The organism is Arthrobacter sp. UYCu723, from assembly GCF_054059215.1.
Window position 1 is genome coordinate 1,264,440 of record NZ_JBSSBW010000001.1, and the last position, 22,482, is coordinate 1,286,921.

Sequence of the window (22,482 nt, forward strand, 5' to 3'; positions counted from 1 at the left end):
CCGGCGGCCGGTCGCCGCCCTCAGGACAGCACGTCCCTGGTGACGAACCTGCCATAGGCGAGGGCGCCGAAGACGGCGACGTACCCGCCCTGCAGCAGGGCGTTCGTGGCGAACGAGTCCCAGGACACGGGCTGGCGGAGCAGGTCCGCGAAATCCAGCCAGTAGTGGCTGAACAGCCAGGGGTGCAGCCACTCCAGTTGCGGCAGTGCGTCGAGCACCTGCGAGACCACCGAGAGCACCACCGTGGCCGCCATGGCCCCCACCGGAACATCCGTGAGGGTGGACGTGAACAGACCGATCGCCGAGAGCCCCATCAACGAGACGGCGAGGTAGGCGGCGATGAGCAGGAGCCGCACGAACGCCTCGCCGGCCCCGACAGTGTCCCCCGACAGCAGCGTCACCGGGCCCACCGGGAAGAGCGCGGCCCCGATTCCCGCCCCGACCAGCGCCACAACCAGCGGGGCCACGACCGCGAACGCCACCGCACCGGCGTATTTAACCAGCAGCAGCCGGACCCGGCCGGCGGGGGCCACCAGCAGGTAGCGCAGCGTCCCGAGCCCGGCCTCGCCCGCCACGGTATCCCCTGCCACCACCCCCACGGTCAGCGGGAGGAACAGCGGAACGGACACCAGCATGGCGGTGAGGCCGACGAACAACCCGTTCTGGGAGATTCGGTCCAGGAAGGCCGGGCCGCGGCCCGGCGGCACGTTGGAGGAGACCCGCACCGCCACGGCAACGAGGATCGGGATGGCGGCCAGGGCGCAGAGCATCGCCCAGGTCCGGCGGCGCCGGAACAGCACACCCAGTTCGGACCCGAGCAGGCCGCCGCCCCACGGCCGGCGCCGGACCCGGGCTGCCCCGGAAGATTCACTGGACAACGTCGAAGCCCTCCCCGGTCAGTGCCACGAAACGTTCCTCGAGGCTGACCTGTTCGGTCGCAAAGCCCCGGACCCGGACACCGGCTGCCACCAGGGCGGCCACCACCGTCTCGGGTTCCACCCCGCCGTCGGCCCCGGCCGGCAGGGGCGCGAAGAGCACTTCGCCCTCCCTCGTGGAACCGTTGGCGGAGTTTCCCGCGCCGGAACGGCCACCGGCGAACCTGCCGCCGCCGTCGGCGTCGACCGTCAATCCCAGGCCGGCCAGGACCAGGACCGCGTCCCCGGCGTCGGGGGTCAGCACCCGGAGCCGTGCCTGCCCGGCCTGGCGGAGCTCCGCAAGGGTCCCCTGCGCCACCAGCCGGCCCGCACTCATGATGGCAGCGTGCGTGCAGATCTGTTCCACCTCGGCCAGCAGGTGGCTTGAGACGAACACCGTGGCGCCGTCGGCCGCAAGCGAACGCACCAGGCTGCGGACCTCGCGGGTCCCCTGCGGATCGAGGCCGTTGGTGGGCTCGTCCAGGACCAGGAGCTCGCGGGGAGCCAGCAGCGCGTTGGCGATGCCGAGCCGCTGCTTCATCCCCAGCGAGTAGGCCCGGACCTTCTTGTCCGCGGCGTGTGTCAGGCCGACCTTTTCCAGGGCTGACTGGACCCGGGCCTTCCGGGTGGCGGCCGAACCGTGCGGGTCCGCGGCGTCGAAACGGTGCAGGTTGGCCGTGCCGGACAGGAAAGGGTAGAAGGCCGGCCCTTCGACGAGGGCGCCCACGCGGGGCAGCACCTCATGCAGCTGCCGGGGCATCTCCTGGCCCAGCAGGCGCACGGAACCTCCGGTGGCCGCGGCGAGGCCGAGCATGAGCCGGATGGTGGTGGTCTTGCCCGAGCCGTTGGGGCCGAGGAAACCAAAGACCGAGCCTTTCGGCACGGCCAGGTCGACGCTGTCGACGGCCAGCTGATGGCCGAACCGTTTGCTGAGACCCCGGGTCTCGATGCTCAGGTCAGCATCAAGAACGACGGCGGTCACCGGAGGCCCACCGGACAGTCACCGCGCGCCGTCACCGCGCGATCAACCCTTGGCGGCGGACTGGAGCCGTTCCAGGGGCACGGCGCCGGCGAAGACGCGCCCGTCGTCGAGGATCAGGACGTTCACCAGCGCGGTGGATACGAGCCTGCCGCCGGGGACGGGGGTTGCCGCCTGCTCAAGCAACGCGGCAGCGCCGGAGGAGGACCCGCCGGAAAGCCCGCGGTCAGGCGACGGTGGGCCGGCCGGCGTCGGCGGTGCCGCCAGCGCCCCGGCCGGGAGCTCGATTACGGATTCCCAGCCGGTTCCGGTAACGGCAGGCCGCGTGGCGCCCTTCGATTCGTGGGCCTTGTCCGGCCGCGCCATCGGGCCTTCCGAGGTGTGCTCCGGAACCGGAATTTCCTTGACGGTGGCCCCGGGCGGCGGGCTGAACTCGAAGACGGAAGCGTCAGGGGTTTCCAGCGAGAGGTTGGTGAACGCGACCCGGAAGGCCGGTTCGGACTGTCCGCGCGCCTTCAGTTCGACGCCGAGCGGCAGTCCGCTCTCACCGTCAACCGAGATGGCGATGGAACCCATCAGGGTCACCGTGGATTTGGGCGTGAGCACGAGGTTGTACGCGGGCCGGCCGGCCACCCGGACGTCCGGGCCTACTTTCACGTCCGTGGTCTCGTCAAGTTTGGCCAGCAGCGTGTCGGCCAGCTCCGCCGGGGTCCGCATGGTGCCTGGCCCGGTCCGGTGGTGCTCAGCGGTGCCGGCCGGAAGCTGGGCGTGGGCGGCAGTGTTGTCTTTGGAGTTGTAGAACCAGAGCTCGTTGCCGTGCTTGATGGCATTCCGTTCCGCCATGCGGTCCATGACCTGGACACGGGCGTTCTCGGGTCCGTCGAGGTAGACGCGCGCAGTGTGCGGACCGGTCAGCAGCTCCAGCCAGGCGGTGTCCGGGGATCCGGCGCCCGGTCCGGCCTTCGGCAGCTGGGGCAGGCCGATCTCGGAACTCTGCTCCAGGGTTCCCGAAAGGGACTTCTCCTGGTGCTGGGCGATCATCAGCAACACTTGCTGGGGGGTCTTGGCCGGCAGGGGATCCCCGGCGCTCGCGGGTAGGGAACCCACCAGCACGCCCCCGGCGATCACGGCGGGGACGGCCACGGCAGGAATCCAGCGCAGCCATTTACCGGTCACAGGGACCGCACTCCAACGTTGCAGCTCATGGTTCAACAGTACGCCTGGAACATCACGGCTTCACCCTTGCGGGACACTGACGATGCGGCAACGCTGCGGCGGCTACCGCTACTGCAGCACGGACAGCGTCAGCTCGACTGCTCCCAGCAGGAGCGCGAGGACGGAGGTGCCCAGCCCGGCGACGAGCAGCAGCCCCGGATGGGCGAGCCCGAGCACCACCCGTCTGAGCCGTGGCCTGCTCCGCAGGAACTTCTTCGGCACGCGGGCCCCGGCCGGATCCTGCTTCCAGCCGCGTAGCCGGCGGAGGAACCAGGCACAACGGATGATGAAAGCCAGCCACAGCACCGAGACCACGAGGGGAATCGCTGCCAGCAGCAGGTTGAATCCCAAGGAGGTGACCTCCCGTTCCGAGGCGCCGACCAGCGACTGGATGGTCGTAGAGACCGAGGCGCTCATGACCACCGAGAGCCCCCAGACGAGGAACGCCGCAATCAGGGCCAGGAAGCGGACGAAGAAATGTCCCAGCACCGACTCCCTCCGCGGCTTGAGGAATCTGCGCGGTGTGGCCTGCAGCAGCATCAGCGTCGCCAGCAGGGTGGGAAGCGCAGCCATCCCGACCAGGACGTACCAGGCCCAGCCCGCCAGGTCGAGGAATTCATCGGCGACGATCAGCGCCGCCCAGATTCCCGTCCAGACCCAGCCGGCCGTCAGCGGGCGACGCACCAGCCACCCGGGCAGCCAGGGATCGTCCGTGCCCGGCAACGGCGGCCGCCGAGCCGGTCCGCCGTCGGCCGGCGTCCGGATGCCCGGGCTGCTCTCTTCACTCATGGCCCCACTCACTCATGGCCTCACTGTAGCGAGACGCCGGCTCCGGGGAAGGGCCTAACGCCGCCGGCGCCACGGGAGTCAGCCCGCCGCCACCACGGTGCCGGCGGCGCCGTCGACCGTGATGCTGCGGCCGGTGAGAATCCGGGTGGTGGCGTCCGGTACACCTACCACGGCGGGAATTCCGTATTCACGGGCGACGACGGCGCCGTGGGAGTTGGGACCGCCCATCTCCATGACGAGTCCGCCGGCGGTCAGGAACAGTGGCGTCCAGCCCGGATCCGTGGACGGCGCGACGAGGATCTCGCCGGGTTCAAGGTGGGCCCCCTGCGGGTCCAGGATGACGCGGGCCCTGGCGGTGACGGTGCCGGCCGAGGCCGGCGATCCCCGCAGCGTGCCCGCCGCGGCGGCGGCGGCGGGCTGCAGGGCCTCGGGCTCGGTGCCGTCCGAAAGCAGCACCCGGGGAATGTGCCGGCGGCCGAGTTCCGCTTCGTAGGCGGCGCGGCGCTGCCCCACGATGCCGTGCAGCAGTTTTCCGCCCAGGCCAGCGCGGGCCTCGGCAAGCTCCAGGAAGAAAACGTCATCGGCTTCGCGGATGCGTCCGGCCGCTGCCAGTTCCGTCCCGACCAGGGCGAGCTGCTGCCGCACTGAGGCCAGGGCCTCCACGAGGTGGTACTTCGGCAGCTCGCGCAGCCCGGCAAACAGGCGGGTCCGTTTCAGGGCCGCGCGGACCAGCGCGCCCCGCAGCCGGTTCCGCTCCCCCGCCGCGGCGACGAGCCTGCCCACCTGCTCCTCCGCCTGGCGCGCCGCGTTGCCGAACTGGCGGTCCGGGGCCAGAGCGGGATCGTCCAGCCGCAGATAGTTGGCCAGGACACCGAGGATATGTGCCGGGTCATCGGACCAGCGGGGCATCCCGAGGTCGATTTCGGCCACCGCCCGGTGGCCGTAGCGGCTCAGGAAACCGGCGAGCCCGGACTGCACGACGGCGGGAAGCTCACGGGCCCGGTAGCGGCGGACCAGCTCCGGGAGCGCAGTGCCGGCGAACACCGAGGCGGAGGCGGCGTCGGCCCGGATGGCGGCGGCCAGCTGCCAGAGGGCCAGGTCCATCTCGGTGGTCACGTTGTTGGGCAGCCCCCGCAGGACGGCCTGCAGTTCCCCCGGTTCGGGGCGGCGTCCGAGCAGCTTGCCGGCGGCGGCCAGCAGGGCGAAGCCGAGGGCGGGAAGGGGAATGACGTTGGGGACCACCGGGAAGAGCTCCTGGCCCAGGATGCGCTCGGCGTGGTCCAGCCGCTGGACCGGCGTCGAGTCCGCCGGCACCACGAGAGCGGCCCTGAACCGCTCGCCGAACCGTTCCACGTGGCGCAGTGCCGCCTCCGGGCGGAACAAGGCGCGGAGCAGGGACTCCGGGACCCGGGCGCGGGCGGCCACGGGAACGACGTGCTTCAGGACCGGCCAGGGGGATCTGACCGTGACGGAGAACCGCGGGTCCCCGAAGAGCCGGCGCAGCACCGTCGCGGAGCGGGACTCCATCACGTCGAACACGCGCGGGACAATCGCACGGCCCGTGGAGCTGCGGACCACGGGGGTCAGGTCGAAGAAGATGCGCTGTCCCGCCTGGACACAGGGGGAAGGGCCCTTGGACGGTTCCGGGACGTCAAAATGTGCGGCAACGGCCACGGAGGAGGCTATCAGCCGGAAGCCGGCCAGCCCCATCGGGGTCAGCGGGCGAGTGAGGCCCTGGGCCAGGCTGAAGCACAGATAGACGCGCAGCCCGTCCCCGGAAGGAGGCTTGTCCGGCAGCGGGTAGAGCGTGGTGATGGGGCGGGACTGGGTCAGCCATGCGGTGCCGTCCCCGTCGATGGCCCATTCGAGGTCCTGCGGCGAGCCGAAGTGCACCTCCGCGCGGCGGCCGAGCAGTTCCAGCGCCGCGAGCTGGGGGTCGGTCAGGCAGGGTGCGGAAGCGCCGTCGGACTGTTCAATCCGCTCGGTTCCGCCGCCCGGCAGGGACCGGATGGCCAGGGCCTTGCTGCCGATCCGGCGCTCCAGGATTCTCCGGCTTGCTCCGTCCACGACGAAGTGGTCCGGGTTGACCGCCCCGGAGACCACCGCCTCTCCGAGGCCGGGGCTGGCATCGATGACCGCCTCGTGCCGCCTCCCGGTAACCGGATTCGCGGTGAAAAGCACCCCGGCGACGGCGGCGTCTACCATCCCCTGCACCACCACTGCCAGGGCCACGGTCGAGGGGCTGATTCCGTGGGTGGCGCGGTAGCTCACGGCCCGGTCCGTCCACAGCGAGGCCCAGCATTGGCGGACGGCGGCAATAACGGCCTCGGCGCCGACCACGTTCAGGAACGTGTCCTGCTGGCCAGCGAAACTGGCGAACGGCAGGTCCTCGGCCGTGGCGGAGGACCGCACGGCAACCGGAATGTCCGCCCCGAGCGCCGCATACGAGGCCCGGAGGGCATCGGCGATTCCGGCAGGGACGGCGGCGTCCAGGGCCAGGCCCCGGGCGGTTGCGGCCAGCCCGGCCAGTGCCGGGAGGTCATCGGCGTCGGTCGCGGTGAGTCGGCGGTGGACCTGTTCCAGCCCGGCGGGCGCCATGGCCTGCCGGTAGGCCTCCGTGGTCACGCAGAACCCGGCCGGCACCGGCAGCCCGGCGCGCAGCAGTTCGCCCAGGTTGGCTGCCTTCCCGCCGACCTCGGGGAGCATGTCCTTGCTGACCAGCGCCAGCCCGAGCACCAGGTGGTGCCGCGGCTCATCCCGCGGCGCACGCCCCGGCGTGCCCGGGCTGCGGAGCTGCTCCATCGGCCGGCCCTCCCTTCGGCGCGGAAGATTCCGGGTCTGTCAGTCGCCGAGGATGGGCCCGAAGTTTGCCCGGTCTGCCAGCCGCGGATCATCCCGGTCCGGGATCACCATGACGGGGCCCTTGGCGTGGTGCAGGATGCCGTCCGAGGTCGAGCCGAGCAGCATTCCCGCGAACCCGCCGCGGCCGCGTGGTGCCGACCACCACCAGTTCCACGTGCCGGCTGGCCTCGACAAGCATGTCGACCGGGGAACCGTCCACGAGCTGCGTCTCCACCGCCAGCCGGGGGAAGTGGCTCTTGAGCCAGGCCACGCCGGCGTCGAGCTGGACCTTGATGTCGGCGAAGAGGGCTTCGCGGTCCATCGGGGTGGGAACCCAGGCCAGCGATCCGCTGTACTGGGGCACGGCGCAGACGAGCCGGAGGGGCGCCGAGAACCGCTCGGCCTGGGCCGCCGCCTCCAGCACGGCCACACGGGCCTGCTCAGAGCCGTCCACACCCACGACGACGACGTTCTCGATCGGCTGGCGGCCGGACTTCGCCCGTTCGGCTAGGACGTGCTTGTCATCGGTGGTTTCGCCGAGGCGGTCGGCACAGATCAGAGGCACTGTGACCGTGGGGCACTTCGCATGGGCCGGCAGGGCGCTGCTGACGGAACCGAGCAGCCGGCCGACAAAGCCGCCGCGGCCGCGGGTGCCGAAGACGAGGAGTTCGGCGGTCTCGGTCATTTCCAGCAGCACACCGGACGCGTCACCGTTCTCGACGGAGGCGTCGACGTCGATGTTGTAGCCGGCGACCTTGTCCAGGGCCTGCTTCAGGATGGCTTCCGCACCTTCGCGGATCACCGAGTCGTCGACCGTGGCGTAGCCGCCGTCGAGCCCTGAGGCGGCGAAGATCGGGACGGAGTAGGCGGTCACAATATGCAGGGGACGCTGGCGGCGCTCGGCCTCGCGGGCAGCCCAGACGAGGGCGCACTGGCTGTGGTCTGAACCGTCCACACCGACCACGATCCCCCGCGGAGCCGACGGCCCGCCGTCGGCTTCCCCTGCCGGGTCCGGATGCACCTGTTCTCGGCCCATGGGGTCCGCCTCCTCGCGATTCTTGCCTGATGTTGCGGCTATTCTGCCAGAGGCGTCGGCGTGCAGGGCCCGGGTGCACCGTCCACCGGCGTCGCGCCCCGGAATCTGCGCGCTACAACCCCTGATTTTCCTCACTATTCTCGGTTAATCGGCAACTGGCAAGCTGGCCGCCGGGCACCCTGCGGCGGCAGCCCGGCGAAGGTTTTACACAGTGTTAACGGAAGGTTTTACACAGTGTTAACAGGCTGTCCGGCGGGGCAGGATCCCGCGGTTTTCGGCCGTCCGTCCGGGGCGTACTGGCCGGAAATGCCCGCACTTCGGGAATGTGTGGCTGGCTCTATCCACGGCAGGGATTCTTAGGTAGTCTTCGAGGCATCGCTGAACCGAGACTAGTGTTTCAGAACTCGTGTTTCAGGACGCGGCTCCGCACCGGAGCCGGCGTCCGGACCAGGTCAGCGATCGCGTCCGGGGTACGGCCCCGTGACTGGCACCATTCGAGAAGGGACCCTAGCAGTGTCGAACATGCCTGCGCCTGGGGGTATCGAGCGGACCACCGCGGTAATCATCGGCACGGGCCTTTCCGGACTCGCGGTCGCCAGCGAACTGCAGCGCCGCGGAGTGGACTCCATCATTGTGGACGGGCTTGATCTGCTGGGCGCGGGCCATCCTGCCAACACGTCGTCCCTGCAGCGCTGCGATGCGGCAGACGCCGCCACGCTCCGGGAACGCAACGAAATCCTGCGGCATCTGCGCAACTACGCCGCGAGCCACAAGCTGGACGTCCGCAACAACATCCGGGCCCTGCAGCTGGACCACCTCGACGCCGGCGGTCCCGGGTCCCCCGCAAAGCAGTGGGCCGTCCGCACCCCGGGCGGCGTCCTCCTGGCGGATCATCTTGTCCTGACCCGCTGCGCCCACAGCCAGCTGCGCCGGATGCTCTCCGAACTCGGCGTGGCCGCCGGGCAGAACCTGATGGCAGCAATGCACGCACTGGGGATGTACCTGGTGGGGGTCGGCGAGCTCATCACTCCCACACCGAAGGAAGTACTGCGCCAGGCCAAGGTGGTAGGCCACGCGATCTCCGCCAAGGTCCACCCGGGCGGCTTTCCGTCCACGTTGTCCGGCGGCTTTGCCCTGGCGGCACCTGCCTAGGGGGCCTATTCTTTGGTTTTGCGGTCGCCTTCGCTGGCCTGGCCCGCGGGGCCCGGTTCCCCGCCGTCGTCGTCGGCAGCGCCGTTGTCGTCACTGCTGCTGTACTCAGTGCCGTCGTCCTCGCTGCCCGGGCCGAGGCGCCGCTTTGCCATCAGGCCCAGGACGACCAGGATGCCTACGGCCGTTCCGACGAAGATCACGATGCTGAAGGGGAACGGCTCGGAAGCGCCCGACGCCGGCGTCGGTGTCGCCGTGAGGCCGGGTTGGGGCGTCCCCAGCGTGGGGACCGCGGCGGCCGGCGCCGAACCCGCGGCCCCTGCCCCTGACGTCGCGGTAAAGGTGAAGCTGCCCTCGATGGGGTGGCCGTCCGAGCTGGCCACACGCCACGCGACGGTGAACACCCCGGCAGGGGCACCGGGCCTGAGCTTCTCCGAGGCGACGTTGTCCACGATCTCCACGGCGCCGTCGGCCCAGTTTGTCCCCGCGGCGTCGGTCACCGCGATCTGCGAACCTATCGCCAGCGGGTTCTTGCTGAACGTGACCGAGACCTTTTCCGGCGGCGTCGGCACGGTGGCTCCCGATGCCGGACTGCTCGATTCCTCGGTGTCGTGCGCCGACGCCGGCGCGGCGGCTCCGAGCAGGGCGGCGGCAAGAATCATGGCACCGAGCAGGGCGCTCAGCAGCTGTCGGATCAGGCGCATGGGCTGACTACTCCTCGTGTTGGCTTGCTAACAGACTAGGCGAAATCGCTGGGTCGGCGGGTCCGCGCCCAAGTAGGATTCAGGTAACCACCCATATCTCCCGGAGGACTAATGCTCAAGCAGGGCTCTGCGCTCGACCGGTATTTCAGGATTTCCGAGCGGGGCTCGAACTTCTCGCGCGAGATTCGTGGAGGCTTCGCCACGTTCTTCGCCATGAGCTACATCGTGGTCCTGAACCCGCTGATCCTCTCCGGTCCCGATTCCTCCGGCGCCACCCTCGGCTTCCCTGCCGTCGCCGCGGTCACCGCGTTCGTGGCCGGCATCCTGACCATCCTCATGGGAGCCTGGGCCAAGCACCCCTTCGCGCTGGCAACCGGACTCGGCGTCAACGCGTTCGTGGCGGTCACGGTGTCCACCAACCCGGGCCTGACATGGCCGGACATGATGGGCGTAGTGGTCATTTCCGGCGTCACCATGCTGATCCTGGTCCTAACCGGGTTCCGGACCGCGGTGTTCAAGGCCGTCCCGGACGGGCTGAAGACCGCGATCGTGGTCGGCATCGGCCTGTTCATCGCCCTGATCGGCCTGGTCAACGCCGGCTTCGTGCGCCGCATCCCGGACGCCGCCGGCACCACCGTCCCGGTCGGGCTGGGCTTCGACGGGAAGCTCCTGGGCTGGCCCACCCTCGTCTTCGTCTTCGGACTCATCCTGACCATCGCCCTCGTGGTCCGCAAGGTCAAGGGCGCGATCCTGATCGGCATCGTCACCTCCACGATCCTGTCCGTGGTCCTGGAATTCACCCTGCACATCGGTCCCAGCATTCAGAAGGATAAGCCTTTCAACCCGCAGGGCTGGTCCCTCGTGGCCCCGAAGTTCACGGACTGGGCGGCCCCGGACCTGTCCCTGATCGGCAAGGCCAATCCCTTCGGCGCGTTTGAACACCTGGGCGTCGTGGCCGCGGCCCTGCTGGCCTTCGTGATCCTGCTGAGCTTCTTCTTCGACGCCATGGGCACCATGGTGGGCCTGGCCACGGAGGCCGGCACGATCGACAAGGAGGGCAACATCCCCAACGTTGACCGCGTGCTGATGGTCGACGCCGTGGGCGCCATTGTCGGCGGCGGCGCGTCGGTCTCCTCCAACCAGATCTACGTGGAATCCGGTGCCGGCATCGGTGAAGGCGCCCGCACCGGCCTGGCCTCGATCGTCACCGGCCTGCTGTTCCTCGTCGCCATGTTCTTCACCCCGCTGATCAACCTGGTTCCGTTCGAGGCCGTCGCCTCGGCCCTCGTCGTCGTCGGCTTCATGATGGTCTCCCAGGTCGGCAAGATCGACTGGCAGGACTGGGGCATCGCGATCCCGGCCTTCCTGACCTTCACCCTGATGCCGTTCACCTACTCAATCGCCAACGGCCTCGGCGCGGGCTTCATCGCCTTCGTCCTGATCCGCACCTTCCAGGGCCGCGCGCGCGAGGTACACCCGCTGATGTGGGCCGTGGCGGCCGCGTTCCTGCTGTTCTTCGCAATCGGCCCGATCGAAGCCGCCCTCGGGATGCACTAAGGGCCTCTCCCTCCGATCCCCTCCGCCGAGGTGAGACTTCGCGCCCATGTTTGTCCGACTAGTTGACTTTGCCTCCACGACATCGGCGTGAAGTCTCACCTCGGCGGCGTTTCGGCGGCGTTTCGGCCAGTTTTCCGGGATTCCGGACAGCCCGACGGCGGCGCGGCTGGCTTTCGGGTCGCGGCTGCGGTGAGCTGGGACCATGGATTCTCCCGCGCTCTCCGTCGATATCCCGCCGCAGCCCTGGACCGGGCGGTTCGACGGCGACGGCGCCGAGGACCGCCGCTGGTGGCAGGCCGTCACCCCGTACTCCGGGCGCACTCTTCCGGCCGGATCCGGCACGCGGGCCGCCGTCGTCCTTGGCTTCGGCAGCGACGCCGGGGTACGCCGCAACAAGGGCCGCACGGGCGCCGCCGCGGCCCCCGCCGCCATCCGCGCCGCACTGGGCCCGCTCGCCTTCCACCTGACCCGGGACGTGCACGACGCCGGTGACGTCACCGTGGCCGGGGACGCCCTGGAGGCCGGCCAGGCCCGTGCCGGACTCGCCATCAGCAGACTGCTCGACGCCGGCAGGCTTCCGGTGGTGCTGGGCGGCGGGCACGAGACCGCGTTCGCCAGCTACCTCGGCGTGGCCGGCTCGGCCGCGGTCCGGGAGGGCCTGCGGGTGGGCGTGCTGAACCTGGATGCACACTTCGACCTCCGCGACGAGCCCGTGCCGAGCTCCGGCACCCCGTTCCTGCAGATGGCCCGCGCGGAAGCTGCCGCCGGCCGCGAACTGAGGTACGCCGTCGTCGGGATCTCCGAACCGAACAACACCAAGGCACTGTTCCGCACTGCCGGGGAGCTCGGCGTGGACTACCTGCTGGACGAGGACTGCTCGGCGGAGACCGCGCATACCTTTGTGGCGGCGTTCCTGGCGCAGGTGGACGCGCTCTACCTGACCATCGACCTGGACGTGCTGCCGGCATCGGTGGCCCCGGGCGTGAGCGCTCCGGCCGCGTACGGTGTGCCGCTGCCCGTGATCAGCGCCGTGTGCCGGCAGGTCGCGGCGAGCGGGAAACTCCTGCACCTGGATGTCGCCGAGCTGAACCCGGAGTTCGACATTGACGGCCGCACGGCCAGGGTGGCCGCCCGGCTGATCACTACGCTGCTGGGGTAGGCGGAGGCGGAGCCAAAGGACACGGGCTGCCGGAACGCAAAAAGTCCCCGCCTCCCGGACCGTTCCCGCTGGATGCGGGGACCGGTCCGGGAGACGGGGACTTCTTGTGGTGACGCCGGGTGCGGCTAGCTGCGCCGCACCTGGACGCCGTCGGACTTCAGGAAAAGCTGCGTCTCGGACGGGCCCGCCGGGACCAGCCAGAGCACGTTGCCGCTCACCGAGACTTCTTCGACTTCACCGGCCGCCAAAACCTGTGCGTGCTTGAGGATTTCGACCCGATCTCCGGCCTTGAGGCTTCTCCAGTCGGAAACCGTGGCGGCTGATGCCAGGCGCCTGGACAGAACCGTCCCGCGTGCTTTCATGAACTTCTACCCCTTTGTATATGTTCTTCGCCACAACTTCATTGGTGTGACTCTCCATTAGTACTACACTTCCCGGGCCCCCGCTGGCCGTGTTGCCGAGTATTTCGGGGGCGCCGGAAAATGTTCACGGAAACTGCATTTTGTTTTCCCTCAGGCGAGATTTCCGACGGCGGATTCGGCCGCCGCGCGGACCTTGCCCGAGGCGAGCAGCAGATCCGCCGCCTCCAGTTCCGGCGAGAGGAACCTGTCCGTCCCCGGACCGTCGACGACGTCGCGCAGTGCCGCGATCACGGCGGCGCCCGCCGGCCCCGGCGTGAGCTCCCCGCCGGAGACCTGGGTGCGGATATCGAGCGCCCGGGCCGAGGTCACCAGTTCGATCGCCAGGACGCGGCGCAGGTTCTCCACCGACCGGCGGAGCTTGCGGGCCGCATGCCAGCCCATCGAGACGTGGTCCTCCTGCATCGCGGAGCTCGGGATCGAGTCCACCGACGCCGGAACGGCCAGCCGCTTGTTGTCCGAGACCAGCCCGGCCTGGGTGTACTGGGCGATCATGAGGCCGGAATCGACGCCCGGGTCCGCGGCGAGGAAGGCCGGCAGCCCGTGCGAGCGGGCCGGGTCCAGCATCCGGTCCGTGCGGCGCTCGGCAATGGAGCTGAGATCCGCGACGGCGATGGCGAGGAAGTCCAGCACGTAGGCCACCGGTGCGCCATGGAAGTTGCCGTTGGAGCTGACCCGGCCGTCCGGCAGGACCACCGGGTTGTCGATCGCGGCGGCGAGTTCGCGGGAGGCGACCAGGGCGGCGTGGTCCACGGTGTCGCGGACGGCGCCGGCCACCTGGGGGGCGCAGCGCAGCGAGTAGGCGTCCTGCACCTTGGTGTCGTTGATCCGGTGCGAGGCCACGATCGGGGAGTTGGACAGCACGCGCAGCATGTTGTCCGCTGAGGCAGCCTGGCCCGGGTGCGGACGCAGCGCCGCGTGCAGCTCGGGCAGGAACACCTGGTCCGTGCCGAGCAGCGCCTCGACGCTGAGCGCGGCGGTGATGTCCGCCGTCGTGAGCAGCTGGCGGATGTCCGCGATGGCCATCAGCAGCATGCCAAGCATGCCCTCGGTGCCGTTGACGAGCGCCAGGCCCTCCTTCTCGGCGAGGGTGACGGGTTCGATCCCGTGTTCGGCGAGGAGTTCGGCGACAGTGCTTTCTCCGCGTGCGCCGTAGGGCGTTCCGTCCGGTCCTGTCGCTTCGCCCTCGCCCATCAGGACCAGGGCGCAGTGGGACAGGGGGGCGAGGTCGCCGGAGCAGCCGAGGGAGCCGAACTCGCGGACCACCGGGGTGATGCCGGCGTTGAGCACATCCACCATGGTCTGCAGCACCACCGGGCGGACACCGGTGCGGCCGGAGGCGAGGGTCTTGGCGCGCAGGAACATTATGCCGCGGACCACTTCGCGTTCCACGGCCGGGCCCATGCCGGCGGCGTGGCTGCGGATCAGCGACTTCTGCAGCTGGGTCCGCAGCTCGTTCGGGATGTGCCGGTTGGCGAGGGCGCCGAAGCCCGTGGAGATGCCGTAGGCCGGGACCTCGCTGTGGGCGAGGTCGTCGATGTGGGCGCGGACCTTGGCGACGGCGTCCAGGGCGTCCTGCGAAATGGTCACCTTGGCGTCGTGGCGTGCGACGGCGACGACGTCCTCGGGGGTGACGCCGCTGGAGCCGAGGGTGACGGTGAGCGGTTCGTGAGTCAGTACAGACATGATGTTCCTAATTGCTTTCGTTCATCGGGATGCGGACGCCGCGTTCCTGGGCGACCTCGACGGCGCGGTCGTAGCCGGCGTCGGCGTGGCGGATGACGCCCATGCCGGGGTCGTTGGTGAGCAGGCGTTCGAGCTTCTGGGCGGCGAGGTCGGTGCCGTCGGCGACGGAGACCTGGCCGGCGTGGATGGAGCGGCCGATGCCCACGCCGCCGCCGTGGTGGATGGAGACCCAGGTGGCGCCGGAGGCGGTGTTGAGCAGCGCGTTGAGCAGCGGCCAGTCGGCGATTGCGTCGGAGCCGTCGGCCATGGCCTCGGTCTCGCGGTACGGGGAGGCCACGGAGCCGGAGTCGAGGTGGTCGCGGCCGATCACGATGGGCGCCTTGACCTTGCCTTCTTTGACGAGCTGGTTGAACAGCAGTCCGGCCTTGGCACGGTCGCCGTAGCCCAGCCAGCAGATGCGGGCCGGCAGGCCCTCGAACTCGACGCGCTCCTGCGCGGCGTCGATCCAGCGGTGCAGGTGCTTGTTCTCGGGGAACAGCTCCTTGATGGCCTTGTCCGTGACAGCGATGTCCTCCGGGTCGCCGGAGAGCGCCACCCAGCGGAACGGGCCCAGGCCCTCGCAGAACAGCGGCCGGATGTAGGCCGGGACGAAGCCGGGGAATTCGAAGGCGCGGTTGTAGCCGCCCTTGCGTGCCTCGTCGCGGATCGAGTTGCCGTAGTCGAACACCTCGGCGCCGGCGTCCTGGAACTCCACCATGGCCTGGACGTGCTTGGCCATGGAGGCCTGGGCCTTCTTGGTGAAGCCCTCCGGATCGGCCGCGGCCTCGCGGTGCCATTCCTCCACGGTGATGCCCTCGGGGAGGTAGCTCAGGGGATCGTGCGCGGAGGTCTGGTCCGTGACGATGTCCACGGTGAGCCCGCCGGCGTTGTGGCGGCGCAGGATTTCCGGGAACACCTCGGCGGCGTTGCCGACGTAGCCCACGGACCAGCCGCGGCGCTCCTCCTTGGCCTTGAGGACCTTGGCGATGGCGGCGTCGAGGTCGGTCTCCACCTCGTCGAGGTAGCGCTTGCCGGCGCGGCGCCGCAGGTGGCTCTCGTCGACGTCGACGATCAGGCAGGCGCCGTCGTTGAGGGTGACGGCGAGCGGCTGGGCGCCGCCCATGCCGCCGCAGCCGCCGGTGAGGGTCAGCGTGCCGGCGAGGGTGCCGTCCTCGTCTCCGGTGAGCTTGCGGGCGATCGCGGCGAAAGTCTCGAAGGTGCCCTGCAGGATGCCCTGGGTGCCGATGTAGATCCAGGACCCGGCGGTCATCTGGCCGTACATCATCAGGCCCTCCGCCTCGAGCCGGCGGAACTCGGGCCAGTTTGCCCAGTCGCCGACAAGGTTGGAGTTGGCCAGGAGCACCCGCGGCGCCCATTCGTTGGTGCGGAAGACGCCGACCGGTTTGCCGGACTGGACCAGCAGGGTCTCGTCCTTTTCCATGGTTTCCAGGGTGCGGGTGATCGCGTCGAAGGCGGCCCAGGAGCGGACGGCGCGGCCGGTGCCGCCGTAGACCACGAGGTCATCGGGGCGTTCGGCGACCTCGGGGTCCAGGTTGTTCATGAGCATGCGCAGCGGGGCTTCCGTCTGCCAGCTCTTGGCGGTGAGCGTGGTGCCGCGGGCTGCTTTGACCGGGCGGGCACCGGTGGTGAAATCGGCGGGTGCCATGAGGGGCTCCTTTAGTTTCGTGGTGGTTCGGGGGATGAAGTTCTATATCCACTAAAGCCTGTGCGCGGCCGCGGAAACAGGGCTTGTTGGTGGGTGCTGTCCGGGATTCCAGACCCACCCCTCTCGCCCGTTGCGCCATCACTTCCGGTCGCTAAAACGGGCAAATGGGAGCCCTAAGTGATAGCGCAACTCGGAGGGCGGGGCGTGCGGGGCAAAAGGCGTGCGGGGCGTGCGGACAGGGATCAGGCGGAGCGGCGGCCGTGGATCCGGACCGAGAGCTCGTCCGCGACCTTCTGCACCCGCGCGGCCAGGGCGGGCCACTGATCCGCTGGCAGCTTGTCCTCCAGGAAGGTCACGGCGACTGCCGCCGTCGGCCAGCCCACGTGGTCCGTGACGGCCGCGGCGATCGACCCGAATCCGGGCGTCACCTCGCCGTGCTCGGTGGCGTACCCGCGCTGCCGGACCTGGTCCAGGTGCGAGGACAGCGCCGAGTACTTCATGATGGCACCTTCCATGTCGTGCCGGGCCGTGAACGCGGCGGCGTTCGGGTACAGCGCGCGGACCTGGGATTTCGGCAGAGCGGCGAGGATGGCGCGCCCGCTGGCGGTGAGGTGACTGGGGAGCCGGACGCCGACGTCGGTCACCAGCGAGGGGCGGTTCTTGGCCCGCTCCTCCACGATGTAGAGCACATCCCGGCCGTGGAGCACGGCGAGATGGGCGCTTTCGCCGATCACGTCCACGAGCGAGGCGAGCATCGGCCGGCCCAGCCTGGACAGCGGTTCCTGCCTCGAATAGGCGGAACTGAGCTCGAAGGCGCTGATGCCCAGGCCGTACCGCTGCTCCTCGTGCAGGTGCAGCACGAACCCGTTTGCCTCCATCACGCCGAGCAGGTGGTAGACGCTGGAGCGCGGCAGGCCCAGTGCCGTGGCAATGTTCGACGCCGCCATCGGCCCGCGCTTTGAGGCCAGCAGTTTGAGGATGCGCAGGGTGTTCTCCGCCGCCGGCACCTTGGACGTCGCCTTGGACATGGTCCTGGCGGCGGCCGGCTGGGGCGAGGGTTCGACGACGGCGGCATCCGCGGCAGTACCGCTCATGGAAGTGCCGCTCAAGGCTGTGCTGGTGGTTGGCATCGGTCCTCTTCGAAATGGGTTGTGTCCGGTATCCCGTACTTAAGCATGCGCCCTTCCGCGGTTCCCGGACAGGGCGGGTGACCGTAAGGTGTCTGGAATTCCAGACACTTCCCAGGGCGCCGGCGGGCCTTCCGCCCCTAGCCCGCCCGGACCCAGGGGTGTTTCGATTGCCGTTGAACAAGTCGCGGCTGACGGTCTGACGAACGACGGGGGAAGGCATGAAACCGGACCTCTCGGGCAAAGTGGCCCTGGTGGCCGGGGCCACCCGCGGCGCAGGCCGCGGGACCGCCGTCGCCCTCGGGGAGGCCGGGGCAACGGTGTACTGCACCGGCCGCTCGGCGCTGGGCCGGCGCTCCGACTACGACCGGCCGGAAACCATCGAAGAGACGGCCGAGCTGGTGACCGCTGCCGGTGGCGCGGGGATCGCCGTCGCCGTCGACCACCGCGAGCCGGGCCAGGTGGGGGCACTGGTCCAGCGGATCGACGCCGAACAGGGCCGGCTGGACATTCTGGTCAACGACATCTGGGGCGGCGAAAACCTCATCCGGTGGAACACCCCGCTGTGGGCCCAGGATCTGGAGGCCGGGCTCCGGATGCTGCACACGGGCGTCGACACGCACCTGGTCACGAGCCATTTCGCGCTGCCGCTGCTCATCCGGCGACCCGGCGGGCTTGTGGTGGAGATACCGACGGGACCCGCGAGTACAACGCCGGGCACTACCGCGTGTCCGTGTTCTACGACCTGGTCAAGACTGCCGTGCTCCGCCTCGCCTTCAGCCAGGCCGAGGATCTGAAACCCTACGGCTGCGCCGCGGTGGCCCTCACCCCCGGCTGGATGCGCTCCGAGATGATGCTTGAAGCCTTCGGCGTCAGCGAGGGGAACTGGCGGGACGCCGCCGCCATCCAGCCGCATTTTGCCGCGATCTCGGAAAGCCCGCGGTTCGTCGGTCGTGCGGTCGCGGCCCTCGCCGCGGACCCCGAAGTAGTTCACCGCCGCGGCGGCTCCTACTCCTCCGGCGGCCTGTCACGCGAGTACGGCTTCACCGACGTCGACGGCTCCCAGCCCGACTGCTGGCGGTACCTGGTGGAAGTGCAGGATGCCGGGCTTCCGGCGGACGCCTCCGGGTACCGGTGAGTATTCCGGTGTTTCCGGCAGACATTCAGAGCCTTGGGCCGGCCGCTCAGACCGTGACAACCACCTTGCCACGGGCCTTGCCATCGTGCATGTACTGGATCGCGGCCGGGGCGTCAGCCAGGGCGAAGCTCCGGTCGATGACCGGCTTCACGGTGCCTGCTTCGATGAGTTCCGCCAGGGCGCGGAGGTCCTGGGCGCGTTCGACCGCCAGGAGCCCCTTGAGCTTCTGGCCCAGGAAGAGGGACAGCGCTGCGGCACGAAGCGAGCGCCCGAAGCCGCCGGTCCATTTTCCGCCGCCTTCCCCGCCGACGATGACCAGGGTTCCGTGCGGCTTGAGTGCCCGCCGGAGGACGGAGAGCGGGCGGTTGCCCGCCGTGTCGAGAATGAGGTCGTACTGTTTCCGGCCGTCGGCGAAGTCGTCGTGCTTGTAGTCGATGACGTGGTCCGCGCCGACTGAGCGGACCAGCTCCAGCTTCCCGGTGCTGCACACGCCCGTGACCTGCGCCCCGAACGCCTTGCCCAGCTGCACGGCGTAGGCGCCGACGCCTCCACCCGCACCGATGATCAGGACTTCCTGTCCTGGCCGGACCTGCCCGCTGTCGCGGAGCCCCTGGAGCGCCGTGACTGCGGAGACGGGCACGGCGGCCGCCTGCTCAAAGCTGAGGTTCGCCGGCTTCAGCGCCAGTTTTCCCTCCTTGGCGCACGCATATTCGGCAAAGGAGCCCTCACACGTGCCAAAGACTTCGTCACCGGGACGGAATCCCACGACGTTCCTGCCGATCGCTTCCACTTCGCCGGCAACCTCCCGACCGCGGATGCCGGTCTTGGGTGCCCGCAGCCCGAAGCCGACGGCGCGGGTCAGGTACGGCAGTCCGGTCATGAGGTGCCAGACCCCCTGGTCGACGCCGGCCGCATGGACCCGGATGAGCACCTCGTCGTCGCCGGGCACCGGCTTGTCGACGTCGCGCAGCTCCAGGACCTCCGTGGAACCGTATACGTCTTGGATGATCGCTTTCATGGTGCTTCTCCTTCAGGGTCGGGGTACTGGAACACATCGTCGAGGGGAACCCTGAGGACGTGGGCGATCTGGAATGCCAGCTCGAGCGAGGGCGAGTAGCGGCCCTGTTCGATGGCGATGACGGTCTGTCGGGTGACGCCGATGCGCTCCGCAAGCTCCGCCTGGGTCAGCTCGCCACGCTCAAACCGCAGGCGGCGGATCGAGTTCGTGACCCTGGTCGGCTTCACCATGGCTGGAAGCCCCGGCGATAGGCCACAATCTTCGCCACGGAGCCCAGGATCGCCGAGAGGAAGAAGGCCAGGTAAATGGCATTCGCGATCCAGAAGTGGTCCGCCTCAGCCATCGCCATGATCAGGGCCGCCACTCCCCCGACGACGAGGAAGGACTGGCCGACTGACTCACCGAAGCGGTAGATCTCCTTGTCGCGCTGATCCTTGATGCCGGCTTCTTTGGCCGAGAACGCCCGGATCGCGGTGTGCAGCACGATGGAGGCCACGATCGATCCTCCGACCGTCCACAGCAGCGGCGCCACGTACGGCACCTCGGTCAACGGCGTGGACCCGGACAGTCCGAACACGATAGCGAGGTATACGGCATAGGCCGCTACCGCCAGCACCCCCATGACCCAGGCGCTCTTCTCTTCAAAGGACATTTCCGCTCCCATGTAAAACAAAGCTGACATCCCTAAAGGTAAAGAAACTTTGACATGGTGTCAAGGGTTTTCGACGTCGAAGAAAATTGCCCCTCCGGCCGCGCAGTCTGAGATCAAAGACACCGGTTGCCCGTGAGGCTCATCACAGCTCCGCCGGACATGGTCTGCTGGATAGCGATCCCCCTCCCAATGACGAGAAGGTATTCGCATGCAACAAGCCCAAACCGCCGCCGAGGCAGCACCCCGTTCAGCCCAGGCCGGGAGCGCCGGCAGAACCGTCGGCGCCGCCGTCGAGACCGTCTTGAGCCGGGGACTCAACGTCCGGCACATCCGCTTCATGGCCCTCGGCTCGGCCATCGGCACCGGGCTGTTCTACGGCTCCGCCTCGGCCATCCAGAAGGCGGGCCCGGCCGTGCTTTTCGCCTACATGATCGGCGGCGCCGCCGTCTTCATGGTGATGCGGGCCCTGGGCGAGATGGCGGTGCGGCACCCGGTGTCCGGCTCCTTCGGCCAGTATGCGAGCCGGTACCTCGGCCCGTTGGCCGGCTTCGTGACCGGCTGGACCTACGTGTTCGAGATGGCGATCGTGGCCATCGCGGACGTCACCGCCTTCAGCATCTACATGGGCTTCTGGTTCCCCGAGGTGGAACGCTGGATCTGGGTCCTGGCCATCATCTTCTTCCTCGCGGCGTTGAACCTGCTCAGCGTGAAAGTCTTCGGCGAACTCGAATTCTGGTTCTCGCTGATCAAGGTGGTGGCGATCATCGCCATGATCGCCGGCGGGGCCGCCATCATCGTGTTCGGCTTCCAGGCAGGTGGCGCCACCGTGGCCCCGGGCCTGGGCAACCTCGTGGAACACGGCGGGCTCTTCCCCAACGGTTTCGAAGGACTTCTGGCCTCGTTCGCCGTCGTGATGTTCGCCTTCGGCGGGATCGAGACGATCGGCGTCACGGCCGGCGAGGCAGCCGATCCGAAGTCGGTCATCCCGAAGGCCGTCAACACGGTTCCGGTGCGGGTGCTGCTGTTCTATGTGCTCACCCTCGGCGTGCTCATGAGCCTGTTCCCGTGGAATGAGATCGGCACCAGCGGCAGCCCGTTCGTGCAGATCTTCAGCGGCCTGGGCATTCCGGCCGCGCCCCACATCCTCAACGCCGTGGTGATCACTGCCGCGCTCTCCGCGATCAACAGCGACATCTTCGGCGCCGGCCGGATCCTCTTCGGGCTGGCCCGGCAGGGGCACGCCCCCGCCAGCTTCGGCAAGGTCTCCCGGCACGGCGTGCCCTGGCTGACCGTGGTGATGATGGCCGGCATCCTGCTGGTGGGCGTGGTCCTGAATGCCGTCATCCCGGAGGACGTGTTCCTGCTGATCGCCTCGATCGCCACCTTCGCCACCGTCTGGGTCTGGGTGATGATCCTGGCCTCCCACGTCGCGATGAAGCGCGAGATCTCCCGCAAGGGACTGCCGGAGTCGGAATTCCCCTCCCCGTGGTGGCCTGCGGCTTCCGTGCTGACCATCGTCTTCATGGCCCTCGTCATCGGAATCCTCGGCGCCTTTGAGGACACCCGGGTGGCGCTCTACGTGGGCGCCGTCTGGCTCGGACTGCTCGTGGTTGCGTACCGCCTCTGGGTCCGCGGCCACGGCCGGGTCCGGGCCGAACTCGCGGACGAGACCGCGGACACGACCGCGCAGGTTCCGCAGGTTCCGGCGGCACGTTAGGGGCCTCCCGCTGGGGGCCGCCCGGAGTTACGATCGGGCATGGTCCCCGCCGCCAACCTGCTGACTTTCGCGATTGCCGCCTTCGTTATCATTGCCGTTCCCGGGCCCAGCGTGCTGTTCGTGATCGGACGGACGCTGGCCCTGGGACGCAAGGGCGGCCTGCTGAGCGTGCTGGGTAACGCACTCGGCGAACTGCTGCAGATCGCCGCGGTGGCGGTGGGCGTCGGGGTGGTGCTGGCCCAGTCCGTGCTGCTGTTCAGCGTGGTTAAAATCGCCGGCGCCGCCTACCTCATTTTCCTCGGCATCCAGGCGATCCGGCACCGCGGAGGTGGTCCGGCGGCGGCAGACCCATCCCGCTCGGCATCCACGTTCCGCGTGCTCCGGGAAGGGTTCATCGTCGGCGCCACCAACCCTAAGTCCATTATCTTCTTCGTGGCGGTGCTCCCGCAGTTCGTGGACTATCAGGCCGGTGCGATTCCGCTGCAGCTAGGTACACTCGGGGCGCTGTTCCTGCTGATCGCCCTGATCTCGGACAGCGCATGGGCCCTCGCGGCCGGGACCGCCCGCCACTGGTTCGCCAGTTCGCCCCGGAGGATCGCCGCCCTGGGCACCACCGGTGGTGTGATGATGATCGGGCTGGGCGGCACCCTGGCGCTTTTCGGCAACAAGAACTAGCG

At 69.3% G+C, this 22,482-nt stretch carries 20 protein-coding genes and 1 pseudogene; 7 read left to right on the forward strand and 14 right to left on the reverse strand.

Annotated features, from left to right (window positions below; all coding sequences use genetic code 11):
- Positions 1–20: 20 nt before the first annotated feature.
- The 6 genes and pseudogenes from ACVWZ8_RS05815 to ACVWZ8_RS05840 form a co-directional block, all read right to left on the reverse strand.
- A complete protein-coding gene (locus ACVWZ8_RS05815) occupies positions 21–878 on the reverse strand; it encodes an ABC transporter permease (protein WP_456504084.1) in 858 nt (285 codons plus the stop codon).
- Entirely contained in the window at positions 868–1,896 is a 1,029-nt protein-coding gene (locus ACVWZ8_RS05820; protein WP_456504085.1) for an ABC transporter ATP-binding protein, read from the reverse strand. The genes ACVWZ8_RS05815 and ACVWZ8_RS05820 overlap by 11 nt, the downstream gene beginning before the upstream one ends.
- Positions 1,897–1,938: 42 nt before the next feature.
- Positions 1,939–3,069: a LolA family protein gene (locus ACVWZ8_RS05825; protein WP_456504086.1), complete on the reverse strand. Its 1,131-nt coding sequence runs from the start codon at positions 3,067–3,069 to the stop codon at positions 1,939–1,941.
- Positions 3,070–3,177: 108 nt separating this feature from the next.
- Positions 3,178–3,897 carry a hypothetical protein gene (locus ACVWZ8_RS05830; RefSeq protein ID WP_456504087.1) on the reverse strand — a complete coding sequence of 240 codons (720 nt, stop codon included), beginning with the start codon at positions 3,895–3,897 and terminating at the stop codon, positions 3,178–3,180.
- Between the two features lie 78 nt (positions 3,898–3,975).
- The gene (locus tag ACVWZ8_RS05835) at positions 3,976–6,699 is read right to left on the reverse strand and encodes a PEP/pyruvate-binding domain-containing protein (RefSeq protein WP_456504088.1); all 2,724 of its coding nucleotides are present in this window, start codon (positions 6,697–6,699) and stop codon (positions 3,976–3,978) included.
- Between the two features lie 39 nt (positions 6,700–6,738).
- Positions 6,739–7,693: pseudogene (locus ACVWZ8_RS05840) on the reverse strand (universal stress protein).
- 603 nt (positions 7,694–8,296) lie between these two features.
- Between ACVWZ8_RS05840 and ACVWZ8_RS05845 the strand changes: the two are divergent.
- Entirely contained in the window at positions 8,297–8,926 is a 630-nt protein-coding gene (locus ACVWZ8_RS05845; protein WP_426975803.1) for an FAD-dependent monooxygenase, read from the forward strand.
- Between the two features lie 5 nt (positions 8,927–8,931).
- Here ACVWZ8_RS05845 and ACVWZ8_RS05850 read toward each other — a convergent pair whose 3' ends face one another.
- The gene (locus ACVWZ8_RS05850; RefSeq protein WP_456504089.1) at positions 8,932–9,627 is read right to left on the reverse strand and encodes a copper resistance CopC family protein; all 696 of its coding nucleotides are present in this window, start codon (positions 9,625–9,627) and stop codon (positions 8,932–8,934) included.
- 111 nt (positions 9,628–9,738) lie between these two features.
- Here ACVWZ8_RS05850 and ACVWZ8_RS05855 point away from each other — a divergent pair, with 111 nt between their 5' ends.
- On the forward strand, positions 9,739–11,184 hold the full coding sequence (locus ACVWZ8_RS05855; protein WP_456504090.1) for an NCS2 family permease: 1,446 nt from the start codon (positions 9,739–9,741) through the stop codon (positions 11,182–11,184).
- Positions 11,185–11,386: 202 nt separating this feature from the next.
- The gene (gene hutG, locus ACVWZ8_RS05860; RefSeq protein ID WP_426975800.1) at positions 11,387–12,343 is read left to right on the forward strand and encodes a formimidoylglutamase; all 957 of its coding nucleotides are present in this window, start codon (positions 11,387–11,389) and stop codon (positions 12,341–12,343) included.
- 125 nt (positions 12,344–12,468) lie between these two features.
- On the opposite strand, the gene ACVWZ8_RS05865 is transcribed toward hutG, so the two are convergent.
- The 4 genes from ACVWZ8_RS05865 to ACVWZ8_RS05880 all read right to left on the reverse strand — a co-directional run bounded on the left by ACVWZ8_RS05865 (position 12,469) and on the right by ACVWZ8_RS05880 (position 17,181).
- The gene (locus tag ACVWZ8_RS05865; protein ID WP_456504091.1) at positions 12,469–12,705 is read right to left on the reverse strand and encodes a hypothetical protein; all 237 of its coding nucleotides are present in this window, start codon (positions 12,703–12,705) and stop codon (positions 12,469–12,471) included.
- A gap of 150 nt (positions 12,706–12,855) precedes the next feature.
- Positions 12,856–14,448 carry a histidine ammonia-lyase gene (gene hutH, locus ACVWZ8_RS05870; RefSeq protein ID WP_456504092.1) on the reverse strand — a complete coding sequence of 531 codons (1,593 nt, stop codon included), beginning with the start codon at positions 14,446–14,448 and terminating at the stop codon, positions 12,856–12,858.
- Between the two features lie 7 nt (positions 14,449–14,455).
- On the reverse strand, positions 14,456–16,153 hold the full coding sequence (locus ACVWZ8_RS05875) for a urocanate hydratase (RefSeq protein ID WP_456504093.1): 1,698 nt from the start codon (positions 16,151–16,153) through the stop codon (positions 14,456–14,458).
- A gap of 242 nt (positions 16,154–16,395) precedes the next feature.
- Positions 16,396–17,181, reverse strand: coding sequence for an IclR family transcriptional regulator (locus ACVWZ8_RS05880; protein WP_426979791.1), 786 nt, complete (start codon positions 17,179–17,181; stop codon positions 16,396–16,398).
- 320 nt (positions 17,182–17,501) lie between these two features.
- On the opposite strand from ACVWZ8_RS05880, the gene ACVWZ8_RS05885 reads away from it, so the two are divergent.
- Both ACVWZ8_RS05885 and ACVWZ8_RS05890 read left to right on the forward strand, forming a co-directional pair.
- Positions 17,502–18,077 carry an SDR family NAD(P)-dependent oxidoreductase gene (locus ACVWZ8_RS05885; RefSeq protein ID WP_456504094.1) on the forward strand — a complete coding sequence of 192 codons (576 nt, stop codon included), beginning with the start codon at positions 17,502–17,504 and terminating at the stop codon, positions 18,075–18,077.
- On the forward strand, positions 18,014–18,418 hold the full coding sequence (locus tag ACVWZ8_RS05890) for a hypothetical protein (RefSeq protein ID WP_456504095.1): 405 nt from the start codon (positions 18,014–18,016) through the stop codon (positions 18,416–18,418). The genes ACVWZ8_RS05885 and ACVWZ8_RS05890 overlap by 64 nt, the downstream gene beginning before the upstream one ends.
- A 46-nt stretch (positions 18,419–18,464) precedes the next feature.
- Here the strand turns inward: ACVWZ8_RS05890 and ACVWZ8_RS05895 are convergent, their stop codons facing one another.
- The 3 genes from ACVWZ8_RS05895 to ACVWZ8_RS05905 are packed head-to-tail and all read right to left on the reverse strand — an operon-like array spanning position 18,465 to position 20,088.
- Positions 18,465–19,436, reverse strand: coding sequence for an NAD(P)-dependent alcohol dehydrogenase (locus ACVWZ8_RS05895; RefSeq protein WP_426975794.1), 972 nt, complete (start codon positions 19,434–19,436; stop codon positions 18,465–18,467).
- The gene (locus ACVWZ8_RS05900; RefSeq protein WP_426975793.1) at positions 19,433–19,666 is read right to left on the reverse strand and encodes a helix-turn-helix transcriptional regulator; all 234 of its coding nucleotides are present in this window, start codon (positions 19,664–19,666) and stop codon (positions 19,433–19,435) included. Before ACVWZ8_RS05900 ends, ACVWZ8_RS05895 begins: the two co-directional genes overlap by 4 nt.
- Complete coding sequence (locus ACVWZ8_RS05905) at positions 19,660–20,088, reverse strand: hypothetical protein (RefSeq protein ID WP_426975792.1); 429 nt, start codon at positions 20,086–20,088, stop codon at positions 19,660–19,662. The genes ACVWZ8_RS05900 and ACVWZ8_RS05905 overlap by 7 nt, the downstream gene beginning before the upstream one ends.
- A gap of 208 nt (positions 20,089–20,296) precedes the next feature.
- Here ACVWZ8_RS05905 and ACVWZ8_RS05910 point away from each other — a divergent pair, with 208 nt between their 5' ends.
- Positions 20,297–21,805, forward strand: coding sequence for an amino acid permease (locus ACVWZ8_RS05910; RefSeq protein WP_456504096.1), 1,509 nt, complete (start codon positions 20,297–20,299; stop codon positions 21,803–21,805).
- A gap of 39 nt (positions 21,806–21,844) precedes the next feature.
- Complete coding sequence (locus ACVWZ8_RS05915; protein ID WP_456504097.1) at positions 21,845–22,480, forward strand: LysE family translocator; 636 nt, start codon at positions 21,845–21,847, stop codon at positions 22,478–22,480.
- The last annotated feature ends 2 nt before the right edge of the window (positions 22,481–22,482 follow it).

Bases quoted from the DNA above. Each gene is read 5' to 3' on its own strand.
- ACVWZ8_RS05910 (WP_456504096.1), top strand. From the start codon at position 20,297: ATGCAACAAGCCCAAACCGCCGCCGAGGCAGCACCCCGTTCAGCCCAG.
- ACVWZ8_RS05915 (WP_456504097.1), top strand. From the start codon at position 21,845: ATGGTCCCCGCCGCCAACCTGCTGACTTTCGCGATTGCCGCCTTCGTT.
- ACVWZ8_RS05900 (WP_426975793.1), bottom strand. From the start codon at position 19,666: ATGGTGAAGCCGACCAGGGTCACGAACTCGATCCGCCGCCTGCGGTTT.
- ACVWZ8_RS05835 (WP_456504088.1), bottom strand. From the start codon at position 6,699: ATGGAGCAGCTCCGCAGCCCGGGCACGCCGGGGCGTGCGCCGCGGGAT.
- ACVWZ8_RS05830 (WP_456504087.1), bottom strand. From the start codon at position 3,897: ATGAGTGAAGAGAGCAGCCCGGGCATCCGGACGCCGGCCGACGGCGGA.
- ACVWZ8_RS05895 (WP_426975794.1), bottom strand. From the start codon at position 19,436: ATGAAAGCGATCATCCAAGACGTATACGGTTCCACGGAGGTCCTGGAG.
- ACVWZ8_RS05885 (WP_456504094.1), top strand. From the start codon at position 17,502: ATGAAACCGGACCTCTCGGGCAAAGTGGCCCTGGTGGCCGGGGCCACC.
- ACVWZ8_RS05865 (WP_456504091.1), bottom strand. From the start codon at position 12,705: ATGAAAGCACGCGGGACGGTTCTGTCCAGGCGCCTGGCATCAGCCGCC.
- ACVWZ8_RS05875 (WP_456504093.1), bottom strand. From the start codon at position 16,153: ATGGCACCCGCCGATTTCACCACCGGTGCCCGCCCGGTCAAAGCAGCC.
- ACVWZ8_RS05845 (WP_426975803.1), top strand. From the start codon at position 8,297: ATGCCTGCGCCTGGGGGTATCGAGCGGACCACCGCGGTAATCATCGGC.
- hutG (WP_426975800.1), top strand. From the start codon at position 11,387: ATGGATTCTCCCGCGCTCTCCGTCGATATCCCGCCGCAGCCCTGGACC.
- ACVWZ8_RS05905 (WP_426975792.1), bottom strand. From the start codon at position 20,088: ATGTCCTTTGAAGAGAAGAGCGCCTGGGTCATGGGGGTGCTGGCGGTA.
- hutH (WP_456504092.1), bottom strand. From the start codon at position 14,448: ATGTCTGTACTGACTCACGAACCGCTCACCGTCACCCTCGGCTCCAGC.
- ACVWZ8_RS05850 (WP_456504089.1), bottom strand. From the start codon at position 9,627: ATGCGCCTGATCCGACAGCTGCTGAGCGCCCTGCTCGGTGCCATGATT.
- ACVWZ8_RS05880 (WP_426979791.1), bottom strand. From the start codon at position 17,181: ATGTCCAAGGCGACGTCCAAGGTGCCGGCGGCGGAGAACACCCTGCGC.
- ACVWZ8_RS05855 (WP_456504090.1), top strand. From the start codon at position 9,739: ATGCTCAAGCAGGGCTCTGCGCTCGACCGGTATTTCAGGATTTCCGAG.